Annotated in this window: 12 protein-coding genes; 1 reads left to right on the top strand and 11 read right to left on the bottom strand. The window is 75.1% G+C overall.

All coding sequences use genetic code 11. The features are described 5' to 3' along the window. Nucleotides 1-45: 45 nt before the first annotated feature. On the bottom strand, nt 46-3,747 hold the full coding sequence (locus ACZ4MH_RS17645) for an ATP-dependent helicase (protein ID WP_467754557.1): 3,702 nt from the start codon (nt 3,745-3,747) through the stop codon (nt 46-48). A gap of 278 nt (nt 3,748-4,025) precedes the next feature. Next, nucleotides 4,026-4,424 (bottom strand): MGMT family protein, encoded by a 399-nt coding sequence (locus ACZ4MH_RS17640; RefSeq protein ID WP_467754556.1) that lies wholly within the window; start codon nt 4,422-4,424, stop codon nt 4,026-4,028. 173 nt (nt 4,425-4,597) lie between these two features. Here ACZ4MH_RS17640 and ACZ4MH_RS17635 point away from each other — a divergent pair, with 173 nt between their 5' ends. Then, complete coding sequence (locus ACZ4MH_RS17635) at nt 4,598-7,600, top strand: lysylphosphatidylglycerol synthase transmembrane domain-containing protein (RefSeq protein ID WP_467754555.1); 3,003 nt, start codon at nt 4,598-4,600, stop codon at nt 7,598-7,600. 68 nt (nt 7,601-7,668) lie between these two features. Here the strand turns inward: ACZ4MH_RS17635 and ACZ4MH_RS17630 are convergent, their stop codons facing one another. The 9 genes from ACZ4MH_RS17630 to ACZ4MH_RS17590 form a co-directional block, all read right to left on the bottom strand. Continuing rightward, a complete protein-coding gene (locus ACZ4MH_RS17630) occupies nt 7,669-8,322 on the bottom strand; it encodes a hypothetical protein (RefSeq protein WP_351594920.1) in 654 nt (217 codons plus the stop codon). Between the two features lie 137 nt (nt 8,323-8,459). After that, nucleotides 8,460-9,638: an adenylyltransferase/sulfurtransferase MoeZ gene (moeZ, locus tag ACZ4MH_RS17625; RefSeq protein WP_351594922.1), complete on the bottom strand. Its 1,179-nt coding sequence runs from the start codon at nt 9,636-9,638 to the stop codon at nt 8,460-8,462. Nucleotides 9,639-9,701: 63 nt separating this feature from the next. After that, nucleotides 9,702-10,520 (bottom strand): spherulation-specific family 4 protein, encoded by an 819-nt coding sequence (locus ACZ4MH_RS17620; RefSeq protein WP_351594925.1) that lies wholly within the window; start codon nt 10,518-10,520, stop codon nt 9,702-9,704. Beyond that, nucleotides 10,508-11,488 carry an NAD-dependent epimerase/dehydratase family protein gene (locus ACZ4MH_RS17615; RefSeq protein ID WP_351594928.1) on the bottom strand — a complete coding sequence of 327 codons (981 nt, stop codon included), beginning with the start codon at nt 11,486-11,488 and terminating at the stop codon, nt 10,508-10,510. Before ACZ4MH_RS17615 ends, ACZ4MH_RS17620 begins: the two co-directional genes overlap by 13 nt. Next, the gene (locus ACZ4MH_RS17610) at nt 11,485-11,631 is read right to left on the bottom strand and encodes a hypothetical protein (protein WP_157849007.1); all 147 of its coding nucleotides are present in this window, start codon (nt 11,629-11,631) and stop codon (nt 11,485-11,487) included. The genes ACZ4MH_RS17615 and ACZ4MH_RS17610 overlap by 4 nt, the downstream gene beginning before the upstream one ends. A gap of 80 nt (nt 11,632-11,711) precedes the next feature. Further along, nucleotides 11,712-12,974: a hypothetical protein gene (locus ACZ4MH_RS17605; RefSeq protein WP_467754554.1), complete on the bottom strand. Its 1,263-nt coding sequence runs from the start codon at nt 12,972-12,974 to the stop codon at nt 11,712-11,714. A gap of 371 nt (nt 12,975-13,345) precedes the next feature. Continuing rightward, nucleotides 13,346-15,112 carry a glycosyltransferase gene (locus ACZ4MH_RS17600; RefSeq protein ID WP_467754553.1) on the bottom strand — a complete coding sequence of 589 codons (1,767 nt, stop codon included), beginning with the start codon at nt 15,110-15,112 and terminating at the stop codon, nt 13,346-13,348. Between the two features lie 188 nt (nt 15,113-15,300). Further along, a complete protein-coding gene (locus ACZ4MH_RS17595) occupies nt 15,301-16,764 on the bottom strand; it encodes a DUF3152 domain-containing protein (RefSeq protein WP_467754552.1) in 1,464 nt (487 codons plus the stop codon). Nucleotides 16,765-16,772: 8 nt separating this feature from the next. Then, the gene (locus tag ACZ4MH_RS17590; protein WP_351601568.1) at nt 16,773-17,747 is read right to left on the bottom strand and encodes an alpha/beta fold hydrolase; all 975 of its coding nucleotides are present in this window, start codon (nt 17,745-17,747) and stop codon (nt 16,773-16,775) included. Nucleotides 17,748-17,782 lie beyond the last annotated feature (35 nt).

The raw sequence follows: 17,782 nt of genomic DNA, 5'->3' as shown, positions 1-17,782 counted from the left end.
AAAGGGCCGGTCAGAGCCTGTAAAGGACTCGGGTGGCGCGAATCGTCACTCGACGACGTGCTGCCCCTCGGGCCGCGCCGAGCAGGAGCTCTTGAACGCGCAGTGGGCGCAGTGCTTGCCGGTCGAGGGGACGAAGCGCTCCTCCAGGACCCGCCCGGCGGCGGTGGCCAGCAGGTCGCCCACCCAGTCGCCGTCTAGGGGCTGCTGGGCCTGCACCACGGGGAGCGCGTCGCCGCCGTCCTTCTTGGGGGCGCCCTGGCGCAGGTGTACGAGCTCGGCACCGCCCGCTTCCGGAGTGCGCCCCTCGAAGACCTCGTCGACCGCGCCTTCGCGCACCGCGAGCTGGTACACGGCGAGCTGCGGGTGCCGGGCCACCTCGGGCGCTGTCGGCTTGCTCTTGCCCGTCTTGAAGTCCACGACGTACGCACGGCCGTCCGCGTCGGCCTCGACGCGGTCCATGCTGCCGCGGATGCGGACCGCGTACTCGCCCGCCGCACCGGCCTCGAGCGTCACGTCGAAGCCGTGCTCGGTTGCCACCGTGGTGCGGCCGAGCGCCTCGCGCTCCATCACGTGCCAGCGCAGGAAGCGCTCCAGGGCGGCGCGCGCGCTGTCCTTCTCCTGGCGCGACTTCCACGGCGCATCGAAGGCGAGCGCGTCCCATACGGAGTCCAGCCGCTCCATCAGGACGGCGAGGTCGGCGGGCGTGCGCCCGGCGGCGACCTCGTCGGCCAGCACGTGGATCACGTTGCCGAAGCCCTGCGCGGCGGTCGCGGGCGCGTCCGCCCTGACCTCCCGGCCCAGGAACCACTGGAGCGCGCAGGCGTTCGCGAGCTGGTCGAGCGCGCTGCCCGAGAGCGCCACGGGGGTGTCGCGGTCGCGCAGCGGTACGGAGCTGTGCGTCGGCTCGTACAGGCCCCACCAGCGGTACGGGTGCGCGGCGGGCACCAGGGGGCGGCCCTCGTCGTCCCGGAGTGCGGCCAGCCTGGCGAGCCGCTCGACGGCGGCCGCGCGCAGCGCTTCGGAGGCGCCGGGGTCGACGGTCGTGGCGCGCAGCTCGGCGACGAGCGCGGCCACCGAGAGCGGGCGGCGCGGGCGCCCGGTGACGTCCACCGGGTCGACGCCGAGCTCGGTGAGGAAGCGGGAGGGCTGGTCGCCGTCGTCGGCCGCGGCCTTCACGGCGGTGACGACCAGGCGCTCGCGGGCTCGGGTCGCCGCCACATAGAACAGCCGGCGTTCCTCGGCGAGCAGCGCGCCCGGGGTGAGCGGTTCGGCGAGGCCGTCCCGGCCGATCCGGTCGGCCTCCAGGAGGGAGCCGCGGCGGCGCAGGTCGGGCCAGAGCCCTTCCTGTACGCCGGCGACCACCACGAGGCGCCACTCCAGGCCCTTCGAGCGGTGCGCCGTCATCAGGCGGACCGCGTCGGGCCGTACGGTGCGGCGGGTCAGCGTGTCCGCCGCGATGTCCTGGTTGTCCAGCTCCTCCAGGAAGTTCAGGGCGCCGCGGCCGCCGGTGCGCTCCTCGGCGCGGGCCGCGGTCTCGAAGAGCGCGACGACGGCGTCCAGGTCGCGGTCGGCGTTGCGGCCCGCCGCGCCGCCGCGCCGGGCGGTCCGCTCCAGCCGCCCCGGCCACGGCGTGCCGTCCCACAGCTCCCACAGCGCCTGCTCGGCGGTGCCGCCGCCGGCGAGCAGCTCGCGCGCCTTGCGCAGCAGCAGGCCGAGCCGCTGGGCGCCTCGCGCGTACCCCGGGTCGTGCGCCACGAGGCGCTCCGGCTCGTCCAGCGCCTCGGCGATCAGCACGTCCGAGGGGCGCGGCACGGTCCGTCCCGCGGCCCGCTCCTCCTCCCGGAGCGCGCGTCCGAGCCGCCGCAGGTCGGCGGCGTCCATCCCGCCGAGTGGGGACGTCAGCAGCTCCATGGCCACTTCGGGCGCGATGCGCGTGGCCTCCGCGGGCGCCGCCGCGGCGCCGTCCGGTTCCCCCTCCGGCGCCTCCGCAGCCCCGTCGGGCGCCCCGGCGGCCTCCTCGCCGCCCTCCGGCTCCGCCAACGGCTCCCCGCCACTCTCCGGCGCCTCCAGCGGCTCCAGCGGCTCCAGCGGCCCTTCATGCCCCTCCGGCCCGCCGGCCGACTCCCCGTACGGCTCCCCGCCCGGCAGCTCGTCCCCGTCCAGTAGCTGGTCCCGGACCGGCAGCCCGTCCCCATCCGGTACCACCTCCCCGTCCGCCCCCGGCGCGTCCGTCGCCGCCACCCGCAGGGCCAGCAGCAGCGGTGCGACCGCGGGCTCGTGGCGCAGCGGGAGGTCGTCACCGTCGATGTCCAGGGGGACGCCGGCGGAGGTGAGGGCACGGCGTACGGACGGGATCGAACGGCCGCCGGCGCGTACGAGGACGGCCATGTCCTGCCAGGGGACGCCGTCCTCCAGATGGGCCCGGCGCAGGATGTCGGCGATGTTGTCCAGCTCGGCGCCGGCCGTGGGGTACGTGTACGCCTCGACCCGCCCGCCGTCCCGTACGGGCGTCGGCTCGCGGTGCTCCCGGACCTGACGGGCGGGCAGCCGGTTGAGCGGCATCCGGCGGGCGAGCACCCGGGTGGCGGCGACCAGCGCGGCCCCGGAGCGCCGCGCGGTGCGCAGCACCTGTACGGGCGCCGGCGCGCCGTCCGCGCGCCGGAAGGTCTCCGGGAAGTCGAGGATGCCGTTGATGTCGGCGCCGCGGAAGGCGTAGATCGACTGGTCGGGGTCGCCGAAGGCGATCAGGGTGCGGCCGCCGCGGCCCTCTTCGGGGCGCGCGGGCCCGCGGTTCCCGGCCAGCGCCTGCAACAGCCTGACCTGCGCGGCGTCGGTGTCCTGGTACTCGTCGACGAACACCGCGTCGTAGCGGCGCGCCAGCTCGGCCGCCACCTCGGGACGCTCGGCGAGCAGCACCGCGCGGTGCACCAGCTCGGCGTAGTCCAGCACTCCCTGGGCGTCCAGCACGTCGAGGTACTCGGCGAGGAAGCCCGCGGCCGCGCCCCAGTCGGGCCGTCCCGTGCGGCGCGCGAAGTCGCCCAGCGCGTCCGGGCCGAGCCCTAGCTCCCGGCTGCGCGCGAGCACGGCGCGCACCTCGTCGGCAAAGCCGCGGGTGGTCAGGCACGCCCGCAGCTCGTCCGGCCAGCCGACCGGCGCGCGGTGCTCACGGGCCAGCTCGGCCTGGCCGGCCAGCAGCTCGCGGACCACGAGGTCCTGCTCGGGACCGGAGAGCAGGCGCAGCGGGTCGGCGAAGAGGTCGGCGTCCTGATGGGCGCGGACCAGGGCGTAACAGAAGGAGTGGAAGGTGGTGGCCTGCGGGCTGCCCGCCCGGCGCACGGGCTCGTGCGCCCGCGCCCCGTTCTCGCCACGCGCCCCGTTCCCCTCGTCGGTCTCTCCGTCCGCCCCGGGCCCCGCCGCATGGCTCAGCCGTGCCGCCATCCGGTCGCGCAGCTCCACGGCGGCCTTGCGGCTGAAGGTGAGGACGAGGATCCGCTCGGGGTCGGTGCCTTCCCGCACCCGCCGGGTGACCGCCTCGACGAGCGTCGTGGTCTTGCCCGTACCGGGGCCGGCGAGCACGAGCAGCGGGCCGTCCTCGTGGTCAACCACGACGCGCTGGCGTGCGTCCAAGGCAGGAGGGCGCACCGCGTCCGGCCGGGTGCGCACGAGGCGGTACGCGCCGGGGGCATCCCGCCGCGCCGGCTGCGGATGCTGCCGGGCCTGCGGAATCGCCGAGGGGGAGGAACTCACGTGGATCGCCTGTGCCGGGGTCTGAGGTGCGGTTGCGGTGGTACTGGGGGCCTGGTGTGCCGATGCGGTGGAGACGGGGAGCCGGTGGGTGATGCCGAACGTCCCGTCTGCGGTGATGCTGGTGTGACGAAGTAAGGCTGTCGATGCGTGTGGTGTGGGAGTGCGGGATGGTTCGGGTGCTGATGTCCGCCGCGAGGGCTGCGCCCGACGCTACGCCAGGTGGCGCACGAGCCGCAGCGCGTCCCAGTACCGCGTGCCGGAAACCGCCTGCCGCCCCCTCAGTCGTGCGTGGCCCGTTCCGGCCCTTCCCGGCCGTCCCAGCGCGCCCGCCGCATGTCCACGCGCGGCATCGCCCGCTCCCCCGGTGCGCCCTCCGTACGCCGCGCCTCACGCAGCGGCGTGCCCTCGGCCCGGTACTGCTGCAGCGCGTGCCGCTCCTTGCCGGGCAGCAGCACGCCGTCCGCGCGCACCACGCGCCACCACGGCACGGCGCCGCCGTACAGCGACATCACCCGGCCCACCTGCCGCGGACCGCCCTCGTCCAGGTACTCGGCGACGTCCCCGTACGTCATCACGCGGCCCGGCGGAATCCGCTCGGCGACCCCCAGCACGAGGTCCGCGTACTCCGGGAGCTCGCCGTCAGGGGCGTCACTCCCACGCTCTTCGGTCCCACTCATTCGCCCCATCCTGCCGCACGCCACCGACAACGCGCCGCGTTCCCCGCCACGGCGGTGGCGTCACGTGCACGGCGGGCCGCCGCCGCGTACGCTGCGCATCCCGCGCCCCCGAAATGCACCCTGATGCCCCCCTCCGCACCGGGGCCGTGCCACCATCTTCCGGGCGGTGACTGGTGATACGAGATCAAGAAGAGAAGGCCGAGCAGGGTCAGGGCGCGGCGCCTCCGGAGGAGGCGGGCGCCCCTGAGGCGTTGGCCGGATCCGACCGCACCACCGACGATCACCGCTCCACGGACACCGACGGCACGACCACGAGGAAGCCGGAGCAGCCGGACCAGCCGGAGAGAGAACCGGGACAGCCGCTACAACGGGGAAGGGCTTCCACCACCGACATGGCACGTACGACCGAACAGGCCGGGCGGACCGACGCGCCCGAAGGGGCGGGATCGGCCGCCGGCCGCACCCCTAAGGACGAGCGTCCGCCACCGGGCGCGTCGCGCGACGACGCCCCGGGGCAGGACGCCGACAGACCCGGTGCCGACCGGCCGCGCCCCGTGAAGGCGCCCCGTACGGACCGCGCCGACCGCAGCGCCGCCGAAGGCGTCGGCAGCGAGTTCCACGTGGACCACATCTCCGGCGACGAGCCGCTGCTGCCCGCACGCGTGCACCGCCCCTTCGACCTGATGCGCTTCCTGCTCGGTGTGGTGGGGATCGGACTGGTCCTGGCGCTGGCGACGTTCGCGCACGGCACCACGCAGGGTCTGGAGAACGACATCGGCAAGGGCGCGGGACAGGCGCCCCAGCTGCTGATCACCTTCGCCGGGCTGACCGCGAGCATCGCCGTACTGATCGTTCCGGTCGCCTTCGCGATCGAACGGCTGATCAAACGGGACGGGCTGCGGATCGCGGACGGCGTGCTCGCGGCCGTGCTCGCCCACGGGGTGTCGCTCGCGACGGACCTGTGGGTGGCCGAGGCCGCTCCGGAGTCGATCCGGGACGCGCTCACCCAGCCGCTCGCCAACGGGGCGATCACCGCCCCCGTGCACAGCTACCTGGCGCCGGTCATCGCCTACATGACGGCCGTCGGCATGTCCCGTAGGCCGCGCTGGCGCGTGGCCATGTGGTGCGTGCTGCTCCTGGACGCCTTCGCGGTGCTGGTCGGCCGGTACACCACGCCGTTCGCCATCGTCACAACCGTGCTGATCGGCTACACGGTCGCCTTCGGCACGCTGTACGCGGTCGGCTCCCCGAACGTCCGGCCCACCGGCCAGAACCTCCTCGCGGGCCTGCGCCGGGTCGGCTTCCGCCCGGTCAGCGCGCTGCGCGCGGAGGACACCGCGTATCCGGAGCACTCCGACCGCGGCCGCCGGTACATCGTCACCCTGGAGGACGGCCCGCCCATCGACGTCACCGTCGTGGACCGCGAGCAGCAGGCGCAGGGCTTCTTCTACCGCGTGTGGCGGCGGCTGTCGCTGCGCGGCATCAACCAGCGCCGCAGCCTGCAGTCGCTGCGCCAGGCGCTGGAGCAGGAGGCGCTGCTTGCGTACGCGGCGATCGCCGCCGGCGCGAACGCGCCCCGGCTGATCGCCACCTCCGAGCTGGGCCCGGACGCCGTGATGCTCGTGTACGAGCACATCGGGGGCCGCACCCTGGACGCGCTCGCGGACGACGAGATCACCGACGAGCTGATGCACAACGCCTGGGAGCAGGTCGACGCGCTGCAGTCGCGGCGCATCGCGCACCGGCGGCTGGTCGGTGACGCGCTCCTGGTGGATCGTTCCGGCATGGTCGTCCTCACGGATCTGCGCGGCGGTGAGATCGCCGCGAGCGACCTGGTGCTGCGGATGGACGTCGCCCAGCTGCTGACCACGCTCGGCCTGCGCGTCGGCGCCGAGCGCAGCGTGCAGGTGGCGGTGGAGGTGCTCGGCCCGGACGCGGTGGCGGACAGCCTGCCGCTGCTGCAGCCGATCGCGCTCAGCAGGACTACCCGGGCGACTCTGCGCCACCTGGCGAGGGAACGGGCCAAGCGGGAGCGCGAGGCGGTGCTGGCAGCCTCGCAGGCCGCCAAGGCGGCCAAGGCGGAGGAGGGCCGCACCGACCGCAAGACGCTGCGGGCCGAGAAGAACGCCGAGAAGCGGGCGCTGGACGAGGCGATGGAGGAGGCCCGCGAGGAGGACCTGCTCACCCAGATCCGCCGCCAGGTGCTGCTGATCCGCCCGACCGCGCCGGTGGAGCCGGCCAAGCTGGAGCGGATCAGCCCGCGCACGCTGGTCAGCTGGATCGCGGGCGCATTCGCCGCGTACTTCCTGCTCTCGCAGCTCACGCACGTGAAGTTCAACCAGGTGATCGGGGAGGCGAACTGGGGCTGGGTGGCGGCCGCGATGTTCTTCTCCGCGCTGACCTACATCGCGGCGGCGCTCAGCCTGCTCGGCTTCGTCCCCGAGAAGGTCGGCTTCGTGCGGACGGTCATCGCGCAGATCGCGGGCAACTTCGTGAAGCTGGTCGCGCCGGCCGCGGTCGGCGGCGTGGCGCTCAACGCCCGCTTCCTGCAGCGGGCCGGCATCCGGCCCGGCCTCGCGGTGGCGAGCGTCGGCGCGTCCCAGCTGTTCGGCCTCGGCAGCCACATCCTGCTGCTGCTGACCTTCGGCTACCTGACCGGCACCGAGCGCACGCCCTCGCTCTCGCCCTCCCGTACGGTCATCGCGGGGCTGCTGACGGCGGCGGTGCTGGCCCTGGTCGTCACGGCGATCCCGGCGCTGCGCAAGTTCGTGGTCACACGGGTGCGGTCGCTGTTCGCGGGCGTCGTGCCGCGCATGCTGGACGTACTGCAGCGGCCGAAGAAGCTGGTCGCCGGCATCGGCGGGATGCTGCTGCTGACGGCGGCGAACGTGATGTGCCTGGACGCCTCGATCCGCGCCTTCGGGGGCAGCGACCAGATCTCGTACGCGAGCATCGCCGTCGTCTTCCTCGCGGGCAACGCGCTGGGGTCGGCGGCCCCCACGCCGGGCGGCGTCGGCGCCGTCGAGCTGGCCCTGACCGGTCTGCTGACCGCGGCGGGGCTGGGCAGTGACACGGCCCTGTCGGCGGTGCTGCTGTTCCGGCTGATGACGTTCTGGCTGCCGGTCCTGCCGGGCTGGCTGTCGTTCACATTCCTGACGCGCAAGGGAGCCCTGTAAGGGGCCGTTGCACAGTGATGTTCCGGGGCGCACGGCACGAGCCGCGCGCCCCGGGGACGCCAGGAGCGTCAGTCGTCCCAGAACGGCCGGGCCCGGGCCGCGGCCGCCGCGATCTCCGCGCCGTCCAGCGGCGTAAAGCTGAGCTCCACGCCCAGCAGCGGCCACTCCACCGCCAGTTCGAAGAGCTGCGGCGGCGGCAGCGGCCAGAGCCAGAGCGCGTACTCGCTGTTGATGTGCTCGCCGGAGCTGCCGCCGCCCTCCTCGTTCAGGGTCAGCACTGGCAGCTTCGGGTGCGGTCCGGGCCACTCGTCCTCGTGCTCGTGTTCGTCGACGGTGGTGACCACGCCGCCGTCCGCGAAGCGCACACCGAAGCGCAGCAGCTCGTCCGGATGCCGGCCCTCCGCTGCCGCCGCCTCCGCCGAGGCGATCTGCCACGGATCGTCGCTGAACCCCCACATGCCGCGGGAGACGTGCGCCCAGTCCTCGCGGCTCATGCCGGGACGGCGCCGGGCGCGCATACGGAGCCGGATCTCCACGCCGTCCTCATAGGCGACGGCCTGGGTCGCGACGATCGCCAGGTGGTCGTTGCGGGCCAGCACCCGCTCCAGGGGCACGATGCCGCCGATGACGTCCTCGGGCGCGCTCTCCCAGGGCACCCGCGCGAACACCGGTTCGTCGCCGGGCTCTTCGTCCCTCGGCCGGGGCGGCGGAAAGAAGTCCATACGGCAACGGTACGGCCGGGCCGTCCGGCGGCGGTACCGGTTTTGCCGCGCGCCCCGGGGCCTGGCGTCCGACATGCGGAAGGCCCGTCCGTATCGCGGACGGGCCTTCCTGCAAGCGCTGTGTGCGGCGCGGGCGGTCAGTAGATCGGCTTCTCCGGCTCGATCTGGTTGACCCAGCCGATGACGCCGCCGCCGACGTGCACCGCGTCCGAGAAGCCCGCGGACTTCAGGACCGCGAGGACCTCGGCGGAGCGGACGCCCGTCTTGCAGTGCAGGACGATCTTCTTGTCCTGCGGCAGGTCCTGGAGGGCGTTGCCCATCAGGAACTCGTTCTTCGGGATCAGCTTGGCGCCGGGGATCGAGACGATCTCGTACTCGTTCGGCTCGCGCACGTCGATGATCTCGATCTTCTCGTCGCCGTCGATCATCTCCTTGAGCTGCTTCGGAGTGATCGTCGCGCCCATCGCCGCTTCCTGGGCCTCGTCCGACACGACGCCGCAGAAGGCCTCGTAGTCGATGAGCTCGGTGACGGTGGGGTTCGGGCCGCAGACCGCGCAGTTCGGGTCCTTACGGACCTTGACCTGGCGGTACGTCATCTCCAGCGCGTCGTAGATCATCAGACGGCCGACCAGCGGGTCACCGATGCCGGCGAGCAGCTTGATGGCCTCGTTGACCTGGATGGAGCCGATCGAGGCGCACAGCACACCGAGGACGCCGCCCTCGGCGCAGGAGGGCACCATGCCGGGCGGCGGGGGCTCCGGGTACAGGCAGCGGTAGCAGGGGCCGTGCTCGGACCAGAACACCGACGCCTGGCCGTCGAAGCGGTAGATCGAACCCCACACGTACGGCTTGTTCAGCAGCACGCAGGCGTCGTTGACCAGGTAACGGGTGGCGAAGTTGTCCGTACCGTCGACGATCAGGTCGTACTCGGCGAAGAGCTCCATGACGTTGGAGGAGTCGAGGCGCTCTTTGTGGAGGTTGACCGTGACGTACGGGTTGATGCCGAGGACGGTGTCCTTGGCGGACTCGGCCTTGGACCGGCCGATGTCCGCCTGGCTGTGGATGATCTGGCGCTGCAGGTTCGACTCGTCGACCTCGTCGAACTCCACGATGCCGAGCGTGCCCACGCCCGCCGCGGCCAGGTACATCAGCGCGGGCGAGCCCAGGCCGCCGGCGCCGACACACAGCACCTTGGCGTTCTTCAGCCGCTTCTGCCCGTCCATCCCCACATCCGGGATGATCAGGTGGCGGGAGTACCTGCGGACCTCATCGACGGTGAGCTCCGAAGCGGGCTCGACCAGGGGTGGCAGCGACACGGGGACTCCGTTGGTCGGTAATTCATTACGGTTGTTCTCTCCGTAACACTGCCACGCCCTTCTTCATTCCGAGACACCCGGTCCGATGCGCGAGACGAATTCGTCCCAGTAGCCGGGCAGTGTTTCCCAGGCGTCTCCTGTGCCCCGGTCCCGGTGGTCGGTGAAGAAGACGGTGCCGGCGCCCTGCCACCGGGCGATGCGCAGCGCCTCCTCCAGATGCGGCCGCGGCACGCCGTGCACGAGGTGGCAGAAGCGCTCCGCGGGGTGGTCCGCCGTCCACTCCGCCACCTGTGACCAGCGGTACTCCGTCCACGGACCGGCGAAGGTGATCAGCTGGTCGGCGATCTCCGCGTACCCGGCACAGGGATGCGTGCCGTGCCGGAACACCAGGTACGCGTCGTCCCTCAGGGCGCGCAGTGTCGTGGCGATCCGGCGGGTCTCGGCGAGGTCTGTCCGCTCTGTGGGACAGCGGTCCAGAACGAAGCCGTCCACGCCGTACCAGTCGAGGTACCGGTGCGCCTCGGACACCAGCTCGCCGAAGCCCCGGGAGCCGTGTGCGGCGTCCAGGTGGCCGAGCAGCCGGGTGCCCGGGCGCTGACCGGCCGCGTACCGTCCCGGGCCCGCAGCGGCCTCCCGCAGCCGCGCCGCGGCGGCCAGGCAGTGCGGGTCGGGCCGGGAGCCGGGGCCGTCGGCGACGTTCAGCACCGCCCAGTGCAGCGGCCCGCCGCCGGACGGATGCGGGCCCTCCTGGGCCAGCCGGTGCAGCTCGCCCCATTCGGCCGGGGCGAGCAGCGGATGCGCGTAACCGGGCACCCCGACCCCGAACGGACCGGCGCCGAGCGCCGCGTCCAGGGCCGGCGTCGGAGCGGTCAGATGCGACATGCGGCCTCCATCCAGATGTCCGCGAGCGATTCCTCCAGTCCGATGCGCGGGCGCCAGCCGAGCCGGTCGCGGGCGGTACGGACATCGGCCTGCTGCCAGCTGCCGCAGCCGTCCGGGTACGGGTAGGCGGGTAGGCCGCCACCGGGGTGCTCGCCGGCCGGGCCCGGGATGGCGACCCGGCCGGGCGCGTGGCCGCCCGGCGCGTACCCGGGCGGCGCGTCCAGTTCGTGCAGCGCACCGCCGAACCCGGCGACTCTGGCGAGCACGGCGGCGGCCTCACGCAGTCGTACGGCTTTGCCGGTACCGATGTTCACCACCCCTTGGGCGGCGGACAGCGAGGCGGCGTGCACGGCGCGCGCCACGTCGCGTACGTCCACGAAGTCGCGCTGCACGCCGAGCCCGCCGAGCTTCAGTTCGCCCTCGCCGGACTGGAGGGCGCGGCGCATCGCCTCCGCGAGCCGGCCCAGCGGGGATCCGGCCGGCGTGCCGGGGCCGACCGGCGAGAAGATCCGCAGGACCACCGCGTCCAGGCCGGAGCCCAGCACCAGCTCGGTCGCGGCGAGCTTGCTGACGCCGTACGGGCCTCCGGGGCGCGGCACGGCGTCCTCGGCGGTGGACGAGCCGGGCTGCGAGGGCCCGTACTCGGAAGCGCAGCCCAGGTGCACCAGGCGGGCGCCGCAGCCGCTGCGGCGCAGCGACTCGCAGATCGTGGCGACCGCGACGGTGTTGTGCCGGGTCAGGTCGCGGGCGCCGCCGCGGGTCGCGCCCGCGCAGTTGATCACGACGCCCGGGTGCACCGCGTCCAGGAACCGGGTCAGCGCGCCGGGGCTGCCCGAGGCCAGGTCGAAGCGGACGTCCGCGTCGTCGCCGCGGCCGAGCGCGGTGAGCTGGACGGCGGGATCGGCGAGCAGCCGGTCGGCGACGTGCCGGCCGAGGTACCCGTTGGCACCGACGAGCAGAACCCTCATCGCGCGGCCCCCAGTTCTCGGACGGCCGGAACGACCGGCAGCACCGGAACGGCCGGAGCGGCGGCGGCCTGCTCCCGTACGGCCGGTTCACGTACGAGCGGCTCTCGTACGAGCGGTTCTCGTACGGCGTGGTGGACGGTCATGTGCGAGGGCTCCTCAGAGGGGTCGAAAAGGGTCGAGGGGGTACGGGGCGGGGGGTGACGAGTGGGGGCCGCGCGGGGCGTTACGGAGCGGCGGCCGCCGGCGGGCCGGGCGGCGGAGCGTCGGCGGGGCCCGGCCGGAGCGTGGCGGTGCCGGGCGCCGGGGAGTGCGCCGATGCGCCGGTCAACGCCCGCAGCCCGTAGGCGAACAGGCCGAGCGCGGCGGCCGTGCAGGCGGCGGCCGGGACGACGGCGGGGCCGAGCAGGCCGACCGCCGTCTCCACGGGGCGGGCCACCGCGGCGGCGCCCGGCAGCCGCCCCACGGGCAGCGTGGCCAGCGCGACGGCCTCCAGCGCACCCGCCGCGGCCAGACCGCGACCCGCCGCCACCGGGAAGCCGTGGACGGCCAGCAGGCGGGCGAGGAAGAGCAGCACGGCGAGAGTCAGCGCGGCGGCGAACGGGGTCAGCGCGCGGGGCGCCGGGAGCGCCGCCGCGCCGCCCGTGCCGAGTCGGCCCGTCAGGAGTCCCGCGACAACCAGCAGCGCGGCGGTCGCGGCCACGAAGAGCAGCATCGCGCCCGTCAGCAGGGGCCGCATCCCGGAAGCGAACTCCCCGAGGCCGCGGCTGGCCGCGAGGCGCCGCCGCCCCCGTACCGCGAACCACCGCACGCACCAGGCGGCGGGCGCGACCGCGCAGCACAGCGCGACGGCGATCACGGCGGCGGCCGGCAGCGGGCCGGGCGGGAACGGCGCGTGGGCGGCGACGGACGCCGGCCCGGTGACCGGCGGGAAGGTGCCGAACAGCGACGGGAGGGCGGCCGACAAGCGGTCGAGGGACACCTCGGGGCCGCCGTCCCGCAGCGCGCCGAGCAGCCGGTCGCCGCACAGGGCGTACCCGGCGAGCCAGCAGGTCCACAGGGTGGCCGCCCGGCCGGCGCTGTGCCCCGTGCGCAGCGGCCCGCTTCGTAGGCACAGCCGCAGCGCCAGTACGACGAACACCGCCCCGACGACGGCCAGGGCCGGGCGGAGGACGGTCGGTGCCGTGCCCTGGACCGCGGTGACGGCGGTGACGGTGGTGGCGGCCAGCGCGCCGGGCAGTACGTGCAGCGCCGCGCGGACCCGGCCGGACGGCAGTGGCGCCGGGTCGGCGGGGCGGGGCGCGGCCGGGGGCGCTTCGGCGCGCGGCACGCGGGCGTAGAGCTCCTCGGCGAGCGAGAAGACGTCACGGTGCCGGAAGCGGGCGGCCGTACGGTCGGTCACGCCGTGCGCCTCCAGCCCCGCCGCGATCTCCAGCGGGTCGACGGCCCGTTCGCACAGCTCACGGTGGCGGTGCATCAGCTCGCGCACGGGGTCGGCGGGGCCGCGCCGGGGCGGCACCTTCCGTGCGGGGGCCGCTCCGGGGGCGGGGGCTCGTCCGGGGGCTTGGTCCGCTCCGGGGGCAGGGGCCGCTCCGGAGGTGGGGGCCGCTCCGGGGGCCTGGTCCGCTCCGGAAGCAGGGGCCGCTCCGGGGGCAGCCGCGCCTCCCGAGGCGGGCGTCCTGCCCGCGTCAGGCGCCGGGGCGGGGCCGCCAGGGTCTCCGGGGTCGCCGGCGCCTACGGGGTCGTCGGTCCCCTCGGGGCCTCCCCCGAGCATCGCGCTGGAGCGGGGGTCCCAGCCGCCCGGGCTCTGCGGGGTCACGGGGGTGTCGGGCCGGTGTGCGGCCCGCGTCCGGTACGCGGTCATGCGTCGCCTCCTCCTCTCGTCCGGGCCACGCCGGCCGGCACCCGCGCCCCGGCGTCGTGCGGCGCGGCGGGCGGCCGCGCCCAGCTGGGGGTGTGGCCGCCGTCCTGCGGCGCGGACGACGGGCCGGGGGCGGCCCAGTGGTCCGGCAGGCGCGACTCGGCGGGGCGCGCGAAGGGGCGCGGCGCGCCGTCCACGTCCCGCTCCGCGTGCCGGACCGGGGCGCGGGACATCAGCTCCAGGTAGATGCCACGAAATGCCGCGATGTTCTGCTCGACGGTGAACAGTTCGAGTGCCCGGGCCCGGGCCGCGGCGCCCAGCCGGGCCCGCCGCTCCGGGTCGCCCAGCAGGGCGGTGCACGCGTCCGCCAGCGCCCGCGGGTTGCGCGGCGGTACGACCAGGCCCGTGCCGCCGATGACCTCGCAGACCGCGCCCACGTCCGTCGACACCGTGGCCCGGCCGCAGAACATCGCCTCCACCAGCGTCCTCGGGAACCCCCCGACGACGCTGGAGAGCACCAGCACCGCGCCCGCTTCGTACGCGTCGGCCGGCCGCGCCACCCCGGGGTCGCCGATCTCCTCGAACGAGACGGGACTCTCGCCGACCGTGACCGCGTCGGCGGCCTCGTCCGGGAAGAGCTGCGCGGCCAGCGCGCGGCAGTGCGCCAGATAGGCGGGCGCCTCCGGCCCGGCGCCGGGCGCACCGATGATCCGCAGGGTCGCGTCCGGCTCGGCCGCGCGGACCTGCGCGAAGGCGTGCAGCAGCCCGATGAGGTCCTTGTCGGGCTCGACCGTGCCGACCCACACCAGGGTCTTGGAGTCGTCGGCCGCGGCGTCCGGGACGCGGGCGAACGGCGCGGCGTCCATGCCCGGGTAGACCGTGCGGAGCCGGTCGCGGGGCGCGCCGCACCGCTCCTGCCAGCGGCGGATGCGGGTGTTGCCGGGGGTGATCAGATCGGCCGTGCGGTACGTCTCGGCGGCCAGCGCGCCCTCGAAGGCGGCCAGCAGCGCGTGCACGGGGGAGCTGAGCGCTGCGGTGGCGCGCGCGAGATGGTGCTCGCGCAGCCGTACGCCGTACTCCGTGACCAGGAGCGGAGTGCCGCAGAAGCGTTTGGCCAGCAGTCCGGCGAGGGCCGCCGGGCCACCGCACGTCGCATGGCACAGGTCGACCCCACCGAGGCCCCGCCCCTCGGCTCCCCCGGGCCGCGCGTCGCGCCCGTCCCCGTACGGACCGTCCTCACCGTCGCCGTACCAGTCCAGCGACAGCGGGCGCAGCGCGCCGTCGAGCGCCTCGGTGACGGCCAACAGGTCGGTGACCTGGGCCGCACGTGCGGCCGGCAGCGCGCCGGGGGCGCGGCAGGCGGCTTCGAGGACGCGGACGGCCGTTTCGGAGCGGAGCAGTTCGGGCAGCGTGCCGGCGCTGCGGGCCAGGTCCGCGAGGCCGTACAGGCCGGCGGCGAAACGGTCCGCCTCGTGCCCGGCCTCCCCCGGCGGGCCGCAGAACGCCGCCGCGAGATCGGTGAAGTGCCGGGCGAAGCGCTGCCGTTCGCGGCGGCCCGCGCCGGCCGCCCCGCCGCGCCGGGCCCCGCGCCGGCCACTCCGGGTCCGCGCGGCGTCGCGGCCGGGCGCGTGCGCCGCGGAGCCGTCGCCCAGCACGTACACCTCGAAGTCGTGGCCGGTGAGCCCGCGCACGAGGCGGTCGCACCAGGCACGCGTTTCACCGGACGCGTACGGATAGCCACCCTCGGTGAGCAGTCCAATGCGCACGAGCGCACCCCCGTCCTCGGATCGGCGTCCTTCCGGGCGGTGGCCGGATCGTCACCGCCTGCGACACGACGCTACGCAGAAGCACCGGTGGCGCGACGGACGGTTGTCCGTCGCACCACCAAAAGGGGTGAAGAGGCGTAACTTTCCACCAAGCTCAGCGTTCCGAGGCAGTACCGGGGCGTGGCGCGTCAGGCGGTCGGGAACGGCCAGGCGTTCGGGCGGCAGGTGGCGCCGTCCGTGGTCAGGAACTTGGTCTGCTGCATCATCACGGGCGCGAGCGCGCCCTGCCGGGGGCAGCCCTCGTGGTCGTGGCCGAGCCGGTGCCCCACCTCATGGTTGATCAGCATCTGCCGGTACGCGTACATCTTGTCGGGGCCGTACGTCGGCGCGCCGCGCGCCCACCGGTACGCGTTGATCATCACGCGCTCGGTCGCGGCGGAGTCGCAGGAGACCCGCTCCTTGCTGGTGTCCAGGCCGGACTTGGCGCACCACTCGTCGGTGGTGCCGGGGCTCGCCAGAGTGATCACGAAGTCGGCCCGGCCCGAGGCGACGCGGGCGAACGTACGCCGCCCCCCGTGCGCCCAACTGCGGTCGTCGTTCAGCGTCTTGTGCACCGCCTCGGCGAACAGCTCGCCGTCCAGCGGCAGTCCGTCCTCGATGTCGACGCGGTAGCGCACCACATGGCCGCGGCCCGGCGCCGCGGCGGCGCCCCCGACCGGCTTGAAGGTCCCGCGGCCCTTCAGGTCGGCGGCGAGCGGATACATCGTGGCCATCTTCGCCGCGTACGTGGCGGGCGCGGCCGTGGCCCCGCCGTGCGGCCGCCCCGCGTCCGGGCCCGGCGACGCGCCCCCGCCGCTCGCCGACGGCCCGTCGACGCCGTTCTTGCGGGCGTCGGCGACCTGGCCGGCGACCACCACCGCGAGCACGGTGGTCACCGCAGCGGCGGCCACACCGGTGAACGTGCGCCCCTTGGTGCCCTTCCGCCGGTGGGCGTCACCGGACACGTCCTCCAGTGCTCCCCGGGCCCCGAACTCCGCTTCGTAGGCGGCGATCTCGTCGTCCACCCCGGGCGCATACGGGGGCGACGCGGACGATGCGGAGAGCCCCTGCGGCGTGTCCGAGGCGGGCGAGGACGGCGCCACCATCGGGGGCTGCGCGGCCATCGGGGGACGCTGCGGTCCCGCGGCGGACGGAGCGCCGGCCGCGAAGTGGTGATCGTTGGCGAAGGCGTCCAGGTACTCCTGCTTCGGCCCCGGCCTGCGGCTGCCCGGGTCGACCGGCGTACCCAGTACGCCGGGCCGTGCGCCACCGGTACCGCGCTGGTGCGGCACCACGGGGACGCCCTGCCCCGGTGCGGCCTGCGGGCCGGCACCGGGCTCCCGCTGCTCGGGGTGCCCGCCGCGCACGGGAGCATCGGCCTCGGGGCCGGGCTCGCCGCGCCGTCGCCGGCGGCCCGTACCGGGCCCGGAGGCGGCCCGTGGGCCCGCGCCGGCGCCCTGGTCGGGCGTCGCCGCTTCGCCCGCGTCCACGGGTCTCCAGGAGGCCGCGTCGCGCTCGCCCCACGGGTCGGCGGTACCGGTCTCTTCAGTAACGGCGCCGCTCTCCGTGGTGTCGGTCGTCCCCTCCGGGGTCCGGCGGCTATGGCGTCCCACTGGGCCCGTCAGCTCCTGCTCGCATCGGCGGTCGTGTCGTCCAGCAGCTCCCGCACGGCGCGGGCGACGGTCGACGGGTACTCCATCATCGCGACGTGGCCCGCCTCGGGGAGGGTGAGCAGGCGCGAGCCGCGGAAGGCGGCGGCGGCCCTGCGGGCCATCCGGAAGGAGACCAGCCGGTCCCGGCCGCCGTAGATGAGCAGGGTCGGCGCGAGAACGCGCTCCGCCTGCCGCCACAGGTTGTGCTGGCCGCCGAGCGTGTAGGCGTTCACGATGCCGCGCGAGGCGCGCTCCATGACCTCCCAGAAGTACGGCAGCTGCAGCCGGCGCGCGGTCTCCTCGACCGCCGCCGCCACTTCCTCGGGCGTGACCATCCCGGGGTCGCCGTAGCAGAGGGCGAGCACCTCACGGGTGCGGCGCTCGGCCGTCCAGTCCCGCGTCAGGCGGCTGAAGAGGGTGGTGATGCCGGGGACCGCCAGCAGCGCCGTGGGCACCGCGCTGAGCTGCGGGCGCAGCTCGGGCAGCGCGGGCGAGACCAGCGTCAGGGTGCGCACGAGGTCGGGGCGGACCGCGGCGACCCGGGTCGAGACCGCGCCGCCCATGGAGTTGCCGATGAGGTGGACGGGGCCGCGGCCGCGCTGGTCGAGATACCGGATGACCGTGCGGGCCTGGCCGCTGATGGAGTAGTTGCCGTCGTCCGGGGGCGGGGAGTCGCCGAATCCGGGGAGGTCCAGCGCCTCGCCGTCCACCCGGTCGGCGAGCAGCGCCATGAGGGCGGACCAGTTCTGCGACGAGCCGCCGAGGCCGTGCACGTACAGGGCGGGCGGCAGGTCCTCGCGCACCCTGGCGGGCGCGCGGACGCTGAGCGTCACGCCCGGCAGGCTCACGCTGCGCAGCGTCTCCTCGGTGCCGACGCGCGGGCCCGGGCCCCCGGGCGGCACCGGGAGCGCGGTTCGGGTGTCCGGCGGCTCCGTGGAAGACATGCGTCGATGTTACGAGACGATCACGTCCGTTCCGG

The organism is Streptomyces sp. NPDC026301, assembly GCF_055567935.1.
The sequence above is the reverse complement of the archived record's forward strand: the minus strand, read 5'-3'. Positions and strand labels throughout refer to the sequence as shown.